The sequence below is a fragment of the Streptomyces sp. NPDC002520 genome, from assembly GCF_053595235.1.
Window position 1 is genome coordinate 286,511 of record NZ_JBSFXG010000002.1, and the last position, 15,371, is coordinate 301,881.

The 15,371-nt window shown below is 73.2% G+C and carries 10 protein-coding genes and 1 pseudogene; 2 read left to right on the plus strand and 9 right to left on the minus strand.

Going from position 1 to position 15,371, the window contains the following annotated elements; all coding sequences use genetic code 11:
* Window positions 1–543: 543 nt before the first annotated feature.
* The 6 genes and pseudogenes from nirD to ACWD5D_RS04365 all read right to left on the minus strand — a co-directional run bounded on the left by nirD (window position 544) and on the right by ACWD5D_RS04365 (window position 8,606).
* Window positions 544–894: a nitrite reductase small subunit NirD gene (gene nirD / locus ACWD5D_RS04340; protein WP_451371255.1), complete on the minus strand. Its 351-nt coding sequence runs from the start codon at window positions 892–894 to the stop codon at window positions 544–546.
* The gene (nirB, locus tag ACWD5D_RS04345) at window positions 891–3,521 is read right to left on the minus strand and encodes a nitrite reductase large subunit NirB (RefSeq protein ID WP_451371256.1); all 2,631 of its coding nucleotides are present in this window, start codon (window positions 3,519–3,521) and stop codon (window positions 891–893) included. Before nirB ends, nirD begins: the two co-directional genes overlap by 4 nt.
* The gene (locus ACWD5D_RS04350; RefSeq protein ID WP_451371257.1) at window positions 3,521–4,735 is read right to left on the minus strand and encodes an NAD(P)/FAD-dependent oxidoreductase; all 1,215 of its coding nucleotides are present in this window, start codon (window positions 4,733–4,735) and stop codon (window positions 3,521–3,523) included. The genes nirB and ACWD5D_RS04350 overlap by 1 nt, the downstream gene beginning before the upstream one ends.
* Window positions 4,736–5,238: 503 nt before the next feature.
* Window positions 5,239–5,850, minus strand: a pseudogene (locus ACWD5D_RS04355) (class F sortase); the annotation flags it as partial.
* A 185-nt stretch (window positions 5,851–6,035) separates the two neighbouring features.
* A complete protein-coding gene (locus ACWD5D_RS04360; protein WP_451371258.1) occupies window positions 6,036–6,578 on the minus strand; it encodes a hypothetical protein in 543 nt (180 codons plus the stop codon).
* A gap of 378 nt (window positions 6,579–6,956) precedes the next feature.
* Window positions 6,957–8,606 carry a M4 family metallopeptidase gene (locus ACWD5D_RS04365; RefSeq protein WP_451371259.1) on the minus strand — a complete coding sequence of 550 codons (1,650 nt, stop codon included), beginning with the start codon at window positions 8,604–8,606 and terminating at the stop codon, window positions 6,957–6,959.
* Window positions 8,607–8,747: 141 nt separating this feature from the next.
* On the opposite strand from ACWD5D_RS04365, the gene ACWD5D_RS04370 reads away from it, so the two are divergent.
* The gene (locus ACWD5D_RS04370; RefSeq protein WP_451371260.1) at window positions 8,748–9,185 is read left to right on the plus strand and encodes a gamma-glutamylcyclotransferase family protein; all 438 of its coding nucleotides are present in this window, start codon (window positions 8,748–8,750) and stop codon (window positions 9,183–9,185) included.
* A gap of 71 nt (window positions 9,186–9,256) precedes the next feature.
* Here the strand turns inward: ACWD5D_RS04370 and ACWD5D_RS04375 are convergent, their stop codons facing one another.
* The 3 genes from ACWD5D_RS04375 to ACWD5D_RS04385 all read right to left on the minus strand — a co-directional run bounded on the left by ACWD5D_RS04375 (window position 9,257) and on the right by ACWD5D_RS04385 (window position 14,335).
* A complete protein-coding gene (locus tag ACWD5D_RS04375) occupies window positions 9,257–12,064 on the minus strand; it encodes a molybdopterin-dependent oxidoreductase (protein WP_451371261.1) in 2,808 nt (935 codons plus the stop codon).
* Window positions 12,065–12,182: 118 nt separating this feature from the next.
* Complete coding sequence (locus ACWD5D_RS04380) at window positions 12,183–13,652, minus strand: membrane-associated oxidoreductase (RefSeq protein WP_451371262.1); 1,470 nt, start codon at window positions 13,650–13,652, stop codon at window positions 12,183–12,185.
* A 2-nt stretch (window positions 13,653–13,654) separates the two neighbouring features.
* Window positions 13,655–14,335, minus strand: coding sequence for a SanA/YdcF family protein (locus ACWD5D_RS04385; RefSeq protein ID WP_451371263.1), 681 nt, complete (start codon window positions 14,333–14,335; stop codon window positions 13,655–13,657).
* 155 nt (window positions 14,336–14,490) lie between these two features.
* Here ACWD5D_RS04385 and ACWD5D_RS04390 point away from each other — a divergent pair, with 155 nt between their 5' ends.
* Window positions 14,491–15,348 carry a sirohydrochlorin chelatase gene (locus tag ACWD5D_RS04390; RefSeq protein WP_451371264.1) on the plus strand — a complete coding sequence of 286 codons (858 nt, stop codon included), beginning with the start codon at window positions 14,491–14,493 and terminating at the stop codon, window positions 15,346–15,348.
* Window positions 15,349–15,371 lie beyond the last annotated feature (23 nt).

Genomic DNA, 15,371 nt, shown 5'->3' on the forward strand with positions numbered 1-15,371 from the left:
CCGAGCCGCGCATCTCGCATGTCCCGCCCGTTGCGGGAGCAACTCTCTGGATGCGGACATGACAGGCCGAAGCTCGCATGGCCGAAAGGGGAAGGCCTGGGTCCGCGTATGAGGAACATGCCTCCCGCACCGGGGAGCGGGAGGTGTGGCGGAGGCGAACAGGCCTGCTGCCTCGGGCCCGGCTTCCGGATCCCGCCGGGGGCTGGGACGCTCGCTCGGTCCGAGTCGGCCTGATCTGTAAGCAGGGCCCTAAGGCGGGGAGCGAGGCGGGCAAGGTTTCCTCCGGGTGCGCGGTCGTGTCGTCCTGCGTCACGTCTGCGACGCCCGGTGGCTTTCCGGTCCGCCAGAGCTTAACCGCAAACCGGCACGGTGATCGATCTTCCCCAACCAGAAGGCTGGGAAAGATCCATGACGACGGGTCAGGTCGTGCAGCCGCCGTCCACCACCAGGTCGGTGCCGACGGCCGACGCCGCGTCGTCCGAGGCCGGGCGGGGGACCGCGGCGGCGATCTGCTCGACGGCGGAACGACAGGCCGAGAAAATCTCAGGCCACCCGGACCTCGTACGCCGCGACGCGCACCGCCTCGTCGTCCAGGCACTGCCCGGTCTCCAGGTCGAAGCGCTGCTTGAGCAGCGGGGACGCCACGAACGGGCGGCCTTGGTGGGTGCCGGTCAGGCCGCGGGAGAGGACCGCCGCGCCGGTGAAGGGGTCGCGGTTGTCGATGCCGTACAGCCGGTCCTCCCGGTCCCGGAACAGCGCCACCTGGCGGCCGTCGGGCAGCAGGGCGGCGACCCCGCGGCCCGGGGCCAGCCGGTGCGGGTCGCAGACCGTGAACCAGCCCTCCGTCAGCTGGAGCTGGATCCGCAGGGTCGTCGTCTCGGGTGCCAGGGTCATCGCTGGGCGCTTCCTTCCAGTGCTTCTTCCAGTGCGTCTTCCAGGGGACGGCGGCCGATGGCGAGCAGCGGCAGGTCGGGCTTCAGCTGGTCGCGCTCGGGGACGAAGGCGACGACCGGGTCCGGGGTGTCCGGCGCGTTCACGAAGGACACGAACCGGGCCAGTTTCTCGGGGTCGTCGATCGTCTCGGCCCACTCGTCGCGGTAGTGCGCGACGTGGGCCGCCATCAGCTCCTCCAGCTCCGCGCAGATGCCGAGGGAGTCGTCCACGACCACGTCCCGTACGTGGTCCAGGCCGCCGGGGATCCGCTCCAGCCAGGTGGAGGTGCGCTCCAGCCGGTCGGCGGTGCGGATGTAGAACATCAGGAACCGGTCGATCAGGCGGATGAGTCCGGCGTCGGACAGGTCCTGGGCGAGGAGGTCCGCGTGGCGCGGGGTGGCGCCGCCGTTGCCGCCGACGTACAGGTTCCAGCCGGTCGCGGTGGCGATCACGCCGAAGTCCTTCGACTGGGCCTCGGCGCACTCGCGGGCGCAGCCGGAGACGGCCGACTTGAGCTTGTGCGGGGAGCGCAGCCCCCGGTAGCGCAGCTCCAGGTCGATCGCCATGCGGACCGAGTCCTGGACGCCGTAGCGGCACCAGGTCTGGCCCACGCAGGACTTCACCGTGCGCAGTGACTTGCCGTAGGCGTGCCCGGACTCGAAGCCGGCGTCCACCAACCGCGTCCAGATCAGTGGGAGTTGCTCGACCCGGGCGCCGAACATGTCGATCCGCTGGCCACCGGTGATCTTCGTGTAGAGGTTGAAGTCCCGGGCTATCTCGCCGATCACGATCAGCTTCTCGGGTGCGATCTCCCCGCCCGGGATACGCGGCACCACCGAGTACGAGCCGTTCTTCTGGAGGTTGGCGAGAAAGTGGTCGTTGGTGTCCTGGAGGGCCGCCTGCTCGCCGTCCAGGACGTAGCCGCTGGCGCCGATCGAGGGGGCGAGGGAGGCGATGACCGAGGCGACGGCCGGCTTGCAGGTCTCGCAGCCGTCGCCGCCCCGGGCGCCCTCGCGGCCGTGGCGGTCCAGCAGCTCCTGGTACGAGGTGACGCGCAGGGCGAGGACGATCTCGTACAGCTCCTCGCGGGTCTGGGAGAAGCAGCCGCACAGGCCCTTGTCGACCTCGACACCGCTCGCCTCCAGCTCGGCGGTGACCAGCTGACCCAGCACCTTCACGCAACTGCCGCAGCCCGTACCGGCCTTGGTGCACTTTTTGACCTCGGGCACGGTGGTGCACCGGTGCTCGGTGACCGCCCCGCGAATCGCGCCCTTGGTGACGTTGTGGCAGGAGCAGACGACCGCGTCGTCCGGGAGCGCGGACGGGCCGAGCTGGGCCCCCGAGCCCGCTCCGGCGGGCAGGACGAGCGACTCGGGGGAGATCGGGGGGACCGAGCCGGTGAGCGCGCGCAGGGTGCCGTACGCGTCCGCGTCGCCGACCAGGACGCCGCCGAGCAGCGTGCCGTCCCGGCCGATGACCAGCTTCTTGTACAGGCCCGCGCGGGAGTCGGAGTACACGACGTCCAGGCAGTCCTCGGTGGTGCCGTGCGCGTCGCCGAAGGAGGCCACGTCCACGCCGAGCAGCTTGAGCTTGGTGGACAGGTCGGCGCCGGTGAACGACATCCGGTCGGTGTCGTCGGCGGCGATCGCGGCGGCGGCGGTCTCCGCCTGCTCGTAGCCCGGTGCGACCAGCCCGTACACCCGGCCGTCCGCCGCGAGCGCGCACTCGCCGATCGCGAACACCTGCGGGTCGCGGACGGTACGGCACTGCCCGTCGACCGTGATACCGCCGCGCTCACCGACCGTCAGGCCGCAGTCGCGGGCCAGCTGGTCGCGGGGGCGGACACCCGCGCTGAACACCACCATGTCGACGGCGAGTTCGGAGCCGTCGGAGAGCTTCATGCCGGTGACGGCACCCTCCGCGTCGACCACGATCTCCTGCGTGCCCACGCCCGTGTGGACGGTCAGGCCCATGTTCTCGATCGTGCGCAGGAGCGCGGCGCCACCGCCCTCGTCGACCTGCACCGGCATCAGACGCGGCGCGAACTCCACGATGTGGGAGGTGAGTCCGAGCCCCTTGAGGGCACCGGCCGCCTCGAGACCCAGCAGGCCACCACCGACCACGGCCCCCACCTGGGCCCTGGTCCTCGCGTACTCCTCGATCGCGAGCAGGTCCTCGATCGTGCGGTAGACGAAGCAGCCGTCCGCGTCCTTGTGGGGAACCGGCGGCACGAAGGGGTACGAACCGGTGGCGAGGACGAGGGTGTCGTACGCGAAGACCTGGCCGGACCTGGCCGTGACCTTCCTCGTCCCGCGGTCGATCGTCTCCGCGGGGTCGCCGACGTGCAGCTCGATGCCGTGGTCCTTGATGAACTCCAGGTCGGTCAGGGAGAGTTCCTCGGGTGTCCGGCCCGAGAAGTACGAGGTGAGCTGGACGCGGTCGTACGCGGGACGCGGCTCCTCGCACAGCACGACCACACGGTGCGTGCGGGTCAGGCCGCGCTCGGCGAGCGCTTCGAGGAAGCGCTGGCCGACCATGCCATGGCCGACGAGCACGATCGTGGGGGTGGCCCCCGGGGTGGCGGTCATCAGGAACCTCCGTCATGGGTGAGCAGGTGGAGCAGCGGGCCGTCGTGGGGGAGCGGCTCCGCTCCCTCCCAGGCGCGGGCGAGTGCGCCGACGGTGCCGAGTTCGCCGACGAGGACCCCGCCGACCAGGCGGTCGTCGCGGACGACGACCTTGCGGTACGTGCCCCGGGTGGCGTCGGCGAGCCGTACGACGTCGTCGCCGGGCCGGGCCTGCGGGTCGCCGAACGCGGCGAGGTCGAAGGGCGAGTCCGGGCCGGTGAGGGTGAGCCGGGTCAGGGAACGGGTGCCGGTGTAGCGGGCGCCGCGGTCTCCCGCGAGCAGCGCGGCCAGGGTGTCGGCCTGTTCGAGGGCGGGGGCGGCGAGGCCGTAGACCGTGCCGTCGTGCCGGGCGCAGTCGCCGACGGCGTGGATGTGCGGGTCACAGGTGCGCAGCTCGTCGTCGACGAGCACGCCCTGCTCGACGGCGAGCCCCGCCTGCTCGGCAAGGCCGGTGCGCGGGCGCACCCCGCAGGCGAGGACGACGAGATCGGCGTCGAGGGTGTATCCGTCGGCCATCTCCACCGAGCGGACCGCGCCCGCCGCGCAGCGCACGTCCCGCACCCGGCACTCGGCGTGCACCTCGACGCCGAGGTCCGTGAGGTGCCGCAGCACCAGCCGGGAGGCGTCCGGGTCGAGCTGGCGCTCCATGAGCCGCTCGGCCTGCTGGGCGAGCACCACCTGCGCGCCGCGCACGGCCAGCGCGCGGGCCGCGGACACCCCGAGCAGCCCGCCGCCGACGACGACCGCGCGCACGCCGGGCCGCACCGCCTTCGCCAGGCCGAGACAGTCGTCCATGGTGCGGAACGCGTGGACGCCCTCCGGGAGCCGGCGGTCGGGGGTGAACAGCCCGCGCAGCGGCGGCAGGACCGGGTTGGAGCCGGTGGCAAGGACCAGCGTGCCGTAGGCGATCGAGGAACCGTCGGCGCACCGGAGGGTCCGGGCGGCCCGGTCGATACCGGTGATCCGGGCGCGTACGAGGTGCTCGGGCCCGGGGAGGGAGATCACCTCCGGCGCGTACCGGCCGGCCAGCACCTCGGCCAGCAGGACCCGGTTGTACGGCGGGTGCTCCTCATCGCCGACGAGCAGCGCGGGCACGCCCAGCTCGCCGAGCCGCCGGGCGAGCCGTACGCCCGCGAGGCCGGCGCCGATCACCACCACACGCGTTGTCGAGGTCATGCTCCCGAGCGTGCGGTGCGGACGTTACCCGGCCGGATCCCGTCTGTTTCCCCTGCGGAACGCTGACCTCAGCGGGGCGGGAGCGGGTGTGTGAGGGGTCTGCGCGCGGGCGGGGGAGGCCGGTGAGGTCCGCCCCCGCGGGTGACCGGCCGTGCCCGCGGCCGTCAGCCGCTCGCGGCCGAGTCGTCCGGGGCCGAGTCGTCCGTGGACGAGTCGTCCGGGGACGGGCTGTCCGAAGACGGGCTGTCCGAAGAGGCGCTGCTCGGGGACGGGTCGTCCGGGGACGGGGTGCCCGGGGACGGGGTGCCCGGGGACGGGCTGTCCGAAGACGGGCTGTCCGAAGAGGCGCTGCTCGGGGACGGGTCGTCCGGGGACGGGGTGCCCGGGGACAGGGTTTCCGGGGCCGGGTTGCCCGAGGACGTGCTGCTCGGGGACAGGCTGCCCGAGGACGTGCTGCTCGGGGACGGTGGGCTCGGGGGCGTGCTGCTCTGGGACGAGCTGTGCGAGGACGTCAGGTGCGCGAAGACGACCACGTTGCCCTGGTAGCCGGTGGTCCTGGAGTAGCCGCCGCCGCACGTGATGACCCGCAGTTCGGGGCGGTCGGCGGCGCCGTAGACCTTCTCGTCGGGGAAGTTCCGTGCCGCGTAGACCTCCACCGCGTCCACGCTGAACACGGCCACGGTGCCGTCCTCGCGGTCCACCTCGATGGTGGCGCCGCGCCTGAGGGCGCCGAGGTCGTAGAAGACGGCGGGGCCCTCGGTGTTGTCGACATGGCCCGCGACGATCGCGGTGCCTCTCTCGCCGGGCGTGATGCCGGCCTCGTACCAGCCGGCCAGGTTCTTGTTCGCGGCGGGCGGCACGTCCAGGCTGCCGTTGCCGGTGAGGGAGAGGCCCATCAGAGGGGCGTTCACACGGATCGCGGGGATGCGGATGCGCGTGGGCGGGGACGCCTCCAGGCCGGGTGCCGCGAGCCGCTGCCCGCCCGGGTCGGGCCGGCCCTCGGCGGCCGAGGGCTGCGGCGGCGCGGACGTCCCGGTGCCGCCGAGCAGCCACACCCCCGAGCCGAGGGCGACGACGGTGACCGCGGCTATCGCGGTGTCCCCGATCCTGCGCATACGAACCCCTCTCCCGGGGCCGCGTCCGCTGCGAGACGGACCCCTATGAGGTCGATTCCCCGGGCCGGGCCCCGGGGGGAGCCCTTACGGGGGTGGAACTCCCTCCCCCTCCGGGCCGCGAGGGGCATCGGACCCGGAGGGGGCGGGACGTGCGGTACCGGCGGACGGACAGCGGAGGGTGTCCGTCAGATCCCGTCGCCTCTCGCCCGGCGATGCAGGAGCCAGGTACCGCCCGCGGCGGCGACGGCCAGAGCCGCCACGCCTGCCGCGGTCTGCACGGGGTCGCGACCGAGTGCGCCGCCGACCCCCGTCTTCACGCTTCCCCGCGGCTGCAGCTGGTCGTGCACCGCGCTCAACGCCACCATCAGGTCGCCCGTCACCTGCTTGTCGCCCTCGGCGCACTTCGCGACGATCTCGTACGTCCCGGGCTGCGCGCTCGGTGGCACCCGGAACTCGCCGATCGCCTCGCCCTCGTGCGAGCTGGGCGCCAGAGTGAACGTTCCGGCACCGACCGCGCCCGCGTCGCCCAGCGCCGCTCCGCTGTTCCCGCAGGCCGCCGTGTTCACCGTGACATTGCTGCCCGGCACCGCGGTGGTCGGGTACACCTGCAGGCTTCCGGCCGCGGTCGGCGTGCGGACCTGGCCACCGCCGTAGGCCGGAGCGGCGGCCAGCCCGGCCGCGGCTGCGGCGAGCGCGGTACCGGTCAGCAGGCGGGCGGTACGTCGCATGGTGCTCCCCAGGCTTGTCCGACTCGTGTCCGACTCGTGCTTCGACTCGACCAGGGGCGAGCCCCTGCTCCTTCGAGGTAAGTGGCACTCCGGCCGGACCGCCTCCCGAGAATCCGTCGGCACTGCGGTGAACGGGTGGCGCCCACGGCCCCCCACACGGGCTAGCCGCGCCGAGTTCCGGCAGGTCATGGGCGGGTGCGAGGGCGCGGGCGAAGAGCACACGAATGGAGCGCCGGTCACCGATGAACGGGTGACCGTGCCGCAGCTGACGGCAAACGCGAAGGGCCGCCCCGGCGCGTTTTGGCCGGGGCGGCCCGTGTCATGCCCGCGGTGTCGGGCTCGGTCCACGTGAACGATTCACGCGGCCCGTTCCCGTGCTCAGTTCACGTTGACGGCGCTCCAGGCGGCGCCCACCGCGTTGTACTCCGCACTTCCCGCGCCGTACAGGTCCTTGGCGGCGTTCAGCGTCGCGGTCCGCGCGCCCGCGTAGTTCGTGGAGGACGTCATGTAGACCGTCAGCGCCCGGTACCAGATCTTGCCGACCTTGTCCCGGCCGATGCCGGTCACGGTCGAGCCGTTGTACGTCGGCGAGTCGTAGCTGACGCCGTTGATGGTCTTCGCGCCGCTGCCCTCGGAGAGGAGGTAGGCGAAGTGGTTGGCGACGCCCGAGGAGTAGTGGACGTCGAGGTTGCCGACCGAACTGCTCCAGTAGTCCGCCGAGTTGCCGTCCCTGGACGGCTTGTCCATGTACCGCAGCGCGGTCTTGCCGAAGCCGGAGCGGACGATCTTCTCGCCGATCAGGTAGTCACCCGGGTCGGAGGAGTTGCCCGCGTACCACTCGACCATGGTGCCGAGGATGTCGGAGGTGGCCTCGTTCAGGCCGCCGGACTCGCCCGAGTAGGTCAGCGCAGCCGTCTTGGAGGTGACCCCGTGGGTCATCTCGTGTCCGGCGACGTCGAGCGCCACCAGCGGGCCGAAGGTCGTCCCGTCACCGTCGCCGTAGGTCATGCAGAAACAACTGTCGTCCCAGAAGGCGTTGTTGTAGTTGTTGCCGTAGTGGACGCGGTTGTACGAGCCCTTGCCGTCACCGGCGATGCCGTTGCGGCCGTGGACGTTCTTGTAGTAGTCCCAGGTCTCGTCGGTGCCGTACTGGGCGTCGACGGCCGCCGACGCGCGGTCGGCGGTGGTGCCCGTACCCCAGTGGTTGTCGGCGTCGGTGAACAGGGTGGCCGGGGCCCGGCTGATGCAGATGCTGCCGAAGCACACGTCGGTTTTGTTGCCGGCGTCACCGGTGTACGTGTTGCCCCGGGTCGGGTCCTTGAGCTGGTACGACGCCCCGGACTGGGTCGTCTCCAGTGGAACCGTCCCGCCGTAGAGCGACTTGCCGTCGCCGGCGGCCGTCTCGATGCTGTCCCAGGCGTCGATCTGGGCGCCGGTGCGGGCGTCGGTCAGCACGGTGCGGGCGACCGGGTTGCCGAGCGAGTCCAGGCCGGCCGCGTCGGTCCGCCAGGCGAGCCGCGGCTTGCCGTGCAGGGCGTCGACGATCAGCGCCGGCTTGGCCTTGACCTGCTTCAGGGTCTCGCCGAGGTTCACGGCGCGCAGGGCGTTCACCGCGAGGTCGGCGGCCTTCGGCGCGGACAGCGTCGGGACGATCGTGGGCAGGGAGATCGTGCCCCGGGTCGACCGGTCGGCGCTCCGGTAGCCGCCGTCGGGGTTCAGGTGGACCACGAAGTCCCCGCCGAGGACCGGGAGTCGGTGGTAGGTGCGGTCGTAGCGGACGTGCTGGGTGCCGTCCTTGTCGACGACCACGTCACGGACACTGGTGCCCTCGGCGGAGGTCAGGCCCAGGCCCGTGGCGTGCGCGAGGAGGGCCGACGCCGCGTTCTCGATCGCGGTGGCCGGGGTGGGTCTGCCGTCGGCGTGGGCGGCGGGGGAGAGTGCGGCGGCCAGCAGGGTGGCCGTGGTGGCGGCGAGACCCGCCGTGGCGAGACGACGGGTTCCGCGAAGGTGCGACCGTATCCGACTCATCTGTCTCCTTGGGGAGTTGCCTGGAGGCATGGGGGTGGCGCTGACACCACTGACTGAGATTCAAGAGGTCCCTGACATGTCATGTCCATAGCCTCGCCATGGAGATGTGTGGGGAGCCGGAGGGGGTCCAGAATCGTTTCCGTGATCACTCCCGCCCCCGGGCCGCCCCCGCGCCTCCCCTTCTTCGTCTACGGCACCCTGCGCCCCGGCGAGGCCAACCACGACCTGTTCCTGCGCGGCCGCACCACGTCAGAGGAACCGGGACGACTCACCGGTGCCGTGCTGTACGACGGCCCCGGCTACCCCTATGCCGTCGAGGAGCCCGGGGGAGAGGTGCGCGGGGAACTGGTGACGGCCCGCCCGGAGACGTACGAGGCGCTGCTCGCCGCCCTGGACCGCCTGGAGGAGTACACGCCCGGCGACCCGCGCAGCCTGTACGAGCGGGTCGTCCGGGACATCGTCCGCGCCGACGGCACCACCGCACGGGCATGGGTGTACCTGGCCGCCCCACACGTCGCCGCCCGGCTGCGGGCCCACGGCACCCGCATCCCGGACGGCGACTGGCCGGCCCGCCGCTGATCAGCTCGCCGCTGATCGGCCCGGCGCTGATCGGCCCGGTGCCGAGAGTCCGCCGGGCACGGTGACGGCGCTCAGCCCAGCGGCCGCAGCCCCTCGGGCACGGTGATACCGAACTCCTCCTCCTCCACCGGCCGGCGGGCCTCCGCCTCGCCCGACCTCGTCCCCTGGAGGGAACCGTGTTCCCCCTGCGGCCCTGGGACCTCCACCCGCACCGCGCACGTCTTGAACTCCGGCATCCGGGACGTCGGGTCCAGGGCCGGGTTGGTGAGGGTGTTGGCACGGCCCTCGCCCGGCCAGTGGAAGGGCATGAAGACGGTGTCGGTGCGGATGCCGGCGGTGATGCGGGCGGGGGCGACCGCGCGGCCCCGCCGGGAGACCACGGCGACCGGGTCGCCCTCGGCGACGCCGAGCCGGGCCGCGAGGCGCGGGTGGAGCTCGACGAACGGACCGGGCGCGGCGGCGTTCAGCTCCGCGACGCGGCGGGTCTGCGCGCCCGACTGGTACTGCGATACCACCCGGCCGGTGGTCAGCAGCAGCGGGTACTCGGCATCCGGCTCCTCCGCCGCGGGCCGGTGCGCCACGGGCACGAAGCGGGCCCGGCCGTCGGGAGTGGCGAACCGGTCGAGGAACAGACGCGGGGTGCCGGGGTGCGGGGTGGGGGCGGCGGGTCCGGTTCCGGGGGAGGGCGCGGCCTGGTCGGCTCTCTCGGTCTCGCTGATCTCCTCGGCCCCGCCGGCTCCTTCGGTCTCGCCGGCTTCCTCGGTCTCGCCGATCTCCTCGGCTCCCACGGCCTCGCCATCTGCCTCGGCCCCGCCGGCTCCCACGGCCTCGTCGGCCTCCTCGGCTCGATGGGTGGCCTCGGCTCTGCCGGCTCGTTCGGCCCGGTGGGCGGCCCCGGCTCCGTCGGTTCCTTCGGCCCGGTGGGCGGGCGCGGTCCGGTCGGCTTCCTCGGTCTCGCCGATCTCCTCGGCTCCCACGGCCTCGCCATCTGCCTCGGCCCCGCCGGCTCCCACGGCCTCGCCGGCGCCCACGGCCTCGTCGGCGTCCTCGGCTCGATGGGTGGCCTCGGCTCTGCCGGCTCGTTCGGCCCGGTGGGCGGCCCCGGCTCCGTCGGCTCCTTCGGCCCGGTGGGCGGGCGCTTCCTCGGTCTCGCCGATCTCCTCGGCTCCCACGGCCTCGCCATCTGCCTCGGCCCCGCCGGCTCCCACGGCCTCGGCCCCGCCGGCCCCCTCGGCACGGCGAGCGCCTTCGGCCCCGTCGAATTCCCCGGCAGGGGGCTGCGGGCACGGCCAGAACACGCCGTTCTCCTCGGCCAGTCGGCGGTAGCTGATGCCCGAGTAGTCGGCCTGGCCGCCCGCGCTCGCGCGTCGCAGTTCCTCGAAGACCTCCTCCGGTTCGGTCGGGAAGCCCTTCTCCACGCCGAGGCGGGCGGCCAGGCCGTGCAGGACGTCGAGGTCGCTGCGGACTCCGGCGGGCGGGGCGACGGCCCGGCGGCGCAGCAGGACCCTGCCCTCCAGACTGGTCGTCGTACCCGTCTCCTCGGCCCACTGGGTGACCGGCAGGACGACGTCGGCCAGCTCCGCCGTCTCCGAGAGGACGACGTCGCACACGGCCAGGAAGTCCAGCGAGCGCAGCCGCTCCTCCACATGCGCCGCGCGCGGCGCCGACACCACCGGGTTGGACCCCATCAGCAGCAGCGCCCGGATGTCCGTGCCGAGGGCGTCCAGCAGCTCGTACGCGCTGCGGCCGGGCCCCGGCAGGGAGTCGGGATCGACGCCCCACACCTGTGCCACGTGCCGCCGGGCCGCGGGGTCGTCGAGCTTGCGGTAGCCGGGCAACTGGTCGGCCTTCTGCCCGTGTTCGCGCCCGCCCTGCCCGTTGCCCTGCCCGGTCAGACAGCCGTACCCCGACAGCGGCCGGCCCGCTCGGCCGGTCGCCAGGCACAGGTTGATCCACGCGCCCACCGTGTCCGTCCCCTTGGACTGCTGCTCCGGGCCCCGCGCGGTCAGCACCATCGCGGCCTCCGGCTCGCAGAACAGCCGGACCGCCTCCCTGAGTTCGGGGACGGACACCCCCGTGATCCGCTCCACGTACTCCGGCCAGTGCGCCATCGCCGCCGCACGGGCCTCCTCCCAGCCCCTCGTCCGCTCGCGGATGTACTCCTCGTCCGTACGGCCCTCCGCCACCACCAGGTGCAACAGGCCGAGAGCCAGGGCGAGATCGGCACCGGGGCGGGGTGCGAGATGCAGGTCCGCCTGCTCGGCCGTCCTCGTCCGGCGTGGGTCCACGACGATCAACGTGCCGCCGTTCTCCCGCAGTTCCCGGAAGAAGCGCAGCGCGGGCGGCATGGTCTCGGCCAGGTTGGAGCCGACCAGGATCACACAGCCGGTGCGCGGGATGTCCTCCAGCGGGAAGGGCAGCCCCCGGTCCAGGCCGAACGCCTTGGTGCCGGCGGCCGCCGCCGAGGACATGCAGAAGCGGCCGTTGTAGTCGATCTGCGAGGTGCCCAGCACCACCCGCGCGAACTTGCCGAGCGCGTACGCCTTCTCGTTCGTCAGCCCGCCCCCGCCGAACACCCCGACCGCGTCGGCGCCGCTGTCCGCGCGCACCGACGCCAGCGCCCCGGCGATCCGGTCCAGCGCCTCGTCCCAGCCCGCCGCCACCAGCCGGCCACCGGAGCGCACCAGCGGCGAGGCCAGCCGCGCCCCCGGCGACAGCACCTGCGCCGCCGTCCGCCCCTTCCCGCACAGCGCGCCCCGGTTCACCGGGAAGTCCGGCCGCTCGGTCACCTCGACGCCCCCCTGGGGCAGGGGCGAGACGTTCATCCCGCACTGCAGGGCGCAGTACGGGCAGTGGGTGGGCGTCGCGGTGATCTCCATGTACCCCAGCGTGCGTCGGGCGTGTTACGACCCGGATCCGCTGCCGGTTACACGCCCGGCACGGCGACCTCCCCGCCGGTCGGACTCGGGCGTGAGGTCCCGGTTCCGTTCCCGCTGCTCACTGCCGGTTCAGGGAGCGGGTGACGCCCGCCGCGATCGTCGTCGCCAGCACCCAGCCGGTGGCGATCAGCAGGTACGACAGCCACTGGTACCAGCCGCGCGGCGCGTACGCCGCCTCCTGGCCGAAGTCGATGATCGGCAGCAGCAGGTCGAGGGTGTAGAAGAGCGGGTTGAAGCCGGGTGCCTCGGACGGCTTGAGCGCGGGCGGACGGTGCAGGGCGAAGGCGAGCGTGCCGGTGCACAGCAGCAACAGCAGCCAGCCCGCGGCCCGCATCGGACGGAAGCCGTAGCCGACGGCCGCGTCCTGGAGGTAGCCCCACAGCCGGGCGTACGCCGGCAGGGTGCGGCGGTGGCGGCGGAGCTTGGCCAGCTGGACGGTGCGCGCGGCGGCGTCGTCGCCCACCGTGCGGTACGCCGTGGTCAACTGCTCGTAAGGGTGCGGAAGATAACCCGCCGGATCGCGCTCCAGCAGCGGAAGACGCTCCTCGGCCGGGAGATGCGGGGTCAGGACGCGGTAGCTGAGCCCCTCGGTCTGGACCTCTGCCGGCCACACCTGCGGCGGCACGTGCAGCAGGTCGAGCTGGGCACGGCGCAGATTGACGGCTCCCTCGATGGGCGCGGCGTCCCGCAGCCACAGCTCGCCGACCACGGCGCTGCTGGCGCGCAGGGCCTGGCCGTCCGGGTTGGACAGCCGGGCGTACGCGAGATTGAGCTGGCGGGGAATGCGGGCACCGCCCAGATTGACCCGGCCGCGGACGCGCAGGCGCATGGCGTGCAGGTCGGTGCCGACGTTGAGGACCTCGGCGTGCAGCGCGGTGCGCCCGGGGGCGTCCAGCACCGCGTCGTTGAGGTTCACCTGGTTGCGGACGACCGCCCCCTGCAGGTGCACCTTTCCGTGCACGACCAGCCCCGGCGCCCACACGTCCGTGCCCAGCTCGGCGTGGTTGAGCTGGAGCACGGGCTCCTCCAGGACCTCGTCGGGCGTGCCGAGCCGCGCCTCGTCGGCGAACAGCGCCCCGGACAGCTTCGCCCCCTGGAACCGCGCGGGCCCCGCCATCCGGCAGCGGGATATCCGTACGACCCCCTCGGCGCGCAGATTCCCCGCCATCAGCCCCGGCAGCACCGAGTCGCTCAGAATCAGGGCGACGACGTGCGCCCCGTACAGATTGGGTTCCTCCTCGAAGTGGCAGGAGCGCAGCCGGACGGAGTGGCCGACCGTGCCGTACATGAGGTCCAGCTTCCCGGTGATCCGCGCGCCCGTCACCTTCAGGCCGGCGATCCGCCCTTCCCGCACCGGCCCGTCCAGCAGCAGCTCCCGCAGCACCTCCGCGCGCAGCGTGCGCTCGGGGCCCCACGCGGCGCCGTGCGCGGGATCCTCGTCGTCGCTCTCCCGGAAGTCGACGCCCTCGCCGAGCGGGAAGGCCTCGCGGAGGCGGAGCTCGGCCGGCGTGAGGTCCGTGATCTCCATGCTCAGCCCCGCGCCCCCGCCAGTGCCTTCGTGATCCCGTGCTCCCGCGGCCCCAGGAACGTCGGGTCCGGCCGGAACACCGCGTCCAGGGCCGCCTTGCCCGCCGCGAACACCTCGCGGGTGCCGCCGTAGTACCAGGTCACGTCGTGCTTGGCCGCGACCCCGACGCCGTAGGAGTCCACGCCCGCGGACCGGCACAGCGCCACCGCCCGCCGGATGTGGAAGTCCTGGCTGATCAGCACCGCCCGGTGCACCCCGAAGATCTTCCGGGCCCGCACACAGGAGTCCCAGGTGTCGAAACCGGCGTAGTCGCTGACGATGCGGCGGTCCGGCACCCCGTGCTTGTCGAGGTAGGCGCGCATGGCGTCCGGCTCGTCGTAGTCCTCGCGGCTGTTGTCCCCGGTGACCAGGACGACCCTGATCCTGCCCTCCCGGTACAGCGTCGCCGCCGCGTCCAGGCGGTGCGCGAGATACGGCGACGGCTCCCCGTCCCACAGTCCGGCGCCGAAGACGACGGCGACGTCGGTGCGTGGCGCGTCCGCCGTCGTACGGAGCCGGTCGGCAGTCGACACGTACAGCCAGGTGGCCGGCAGCAGCGCCAGCACGCACACGGCCACCACGGCCTGCACCAGGTGCCGCTGCCCGCTACGGGTGCGCGGCCACCGCGGTCGACGGATCCTCATCCACTGCCCCCATCCGTTCCGTTCCGACCATGGAGGACGCGGGAGAAACCCATCCGGTTCGCCTCACGCTCCGCGACCGCTCTCGGTGATCGTACGGAAAACGCTCGTGACGGCCCGGCAACCGGGGTGCAACGTGGCGGCGGCAGGATCCTTCCATGACGGCGTCGAACACTTTCCGCGACGAGCCCCGCCTCGACAGCGCGGCGCACCTCATGAACAGCATCGGCAGCCGGCTCGCCGGACAGCTCAGGCTCGTCCCGCCGCCCGGCCGTCGCCGCCCGGCCCCGCCCGCCCTCGTCCTGGTCGCCCACGGCAGCCGCGACCCGCGCGCGCTCACCACCGTCCGGGCCCTGATGGACCGGGTACGACAGCTGCGCCCCGCCCTCCCCCTCCACCTGGGCCACATCGAGCTGAACGAGCCACTGCTCCCCGACACCCTCGCCGCTCTCGCCTCCCGCGGCGACACCCCCGCCGTCCTCGTCCCGCTCCTCCTCGGCCGCGGCCACCACGTCAAGCACGACATCCCCGAGATGGCGGCGGCCTCTCCGGTACGCGCACGCGTAGCCGCACCCCTGGGCCCCCACCCCCTGCTCGTGGACACCCTGCACGCCCGCCTGACCGAGGCCGGCTGGCCCACCACCATGGACGACACCGCCCGCCGCTCCACCGCCGTCGTCCTCGCCGCCGCAGGCTCCCGTGACCCCGACTCCGCCATCGACACCCGCCGCACCGCCCGTCTCCTCGCAGCCCGGCTGAACGTCCCCGTGATCCCCGCATACGCCTCGGCGGCAACCCCGACCATCCCCACCGCCCTCCGTGCCCTCGCCGCGAGGGGCCGCCACCAAGTGGCCATCGCCTCCTACTTCACCGCCCCCGGCCGCTTCGCCACCCAGTGCGCGGACCTCGCCCCCTGGCTGGCCTCGGCCCCCCTGGGCGCCCACGACTCGATGGCCCGCCTGATCCTCCAGCGCTACGGCCAGAGCCTGACAACACGCTCGACGGAAGCTGCCTAGGGGCGCGGGGCTGTGTCCGACAT

Bases quoted from the DNA above. Each gene is read 5' to 3' on its own strand.
- nirD (WP_451371255.1), bottom strand. From the start codon at position 894: ATGACCCTGGCACCCGAGACGACGACCCTGCGGATCCAGCTCCAGCTG.
- nirB (WP_451371256.1), bottom strand. From the start codon at position 3,521: ATGACCGCCACCCCGGGGGCCACCCCCACGATCGTGCTCGTCGGCCAT.
- ACWD5D_RS04350 (WP_451371257.1), bottom strand. From the start codon at position 4,735: ATGACCTCGACAACGCGTGTGGTGGTGATCGGCGCCGGCCTCGCGGGC.
- ACWD5D_RS04360 (WP_451371258.1), bottom strand. From the start codon at position 6,578: ATGCGACGTACCGCCCGCCTGCTGACCGGTACCGCGCTCGCCGCAGCC.
- ACWD5D_RS04365 (WP_451371259.1), bottom strand. From the start codon at position 8,606: ATGAGTCGGATACGGTCGCACCTTCGCGGAACCCGTCGTCTCGCCACG.
- ACWD5D_RS04375 (WP_451371261.1), bottom strand. From the start codon at position 12,064: ATGGAGATCACCGCGACGCCCACCCACTGCCCGTACTGCGCCCTGCAG.
- ACWD5D_RS04380 (WP_451371262.1), bottom strand. From the start codon at position 13,652: ATGGAGATCACGGACCTCACGCCGGCCGAGCTCCGCCTCCGCGAGGCC.
- ACWD5D_RS04385 (WP_451371263.1), bottom strand. From the start codon at position 14,335: ATGAGGATCCGTCGACCGCGGTGGCCGCGCACCCGTAGCGGGCAGCGG.
- ACWD5D_RS04390 (WP_451371264.1), top strand. From the start codon at position 14,491: ATGACGGCGTCGAACACTTTCCGCGACGAGCCCCGCCTCGACAGCGCG.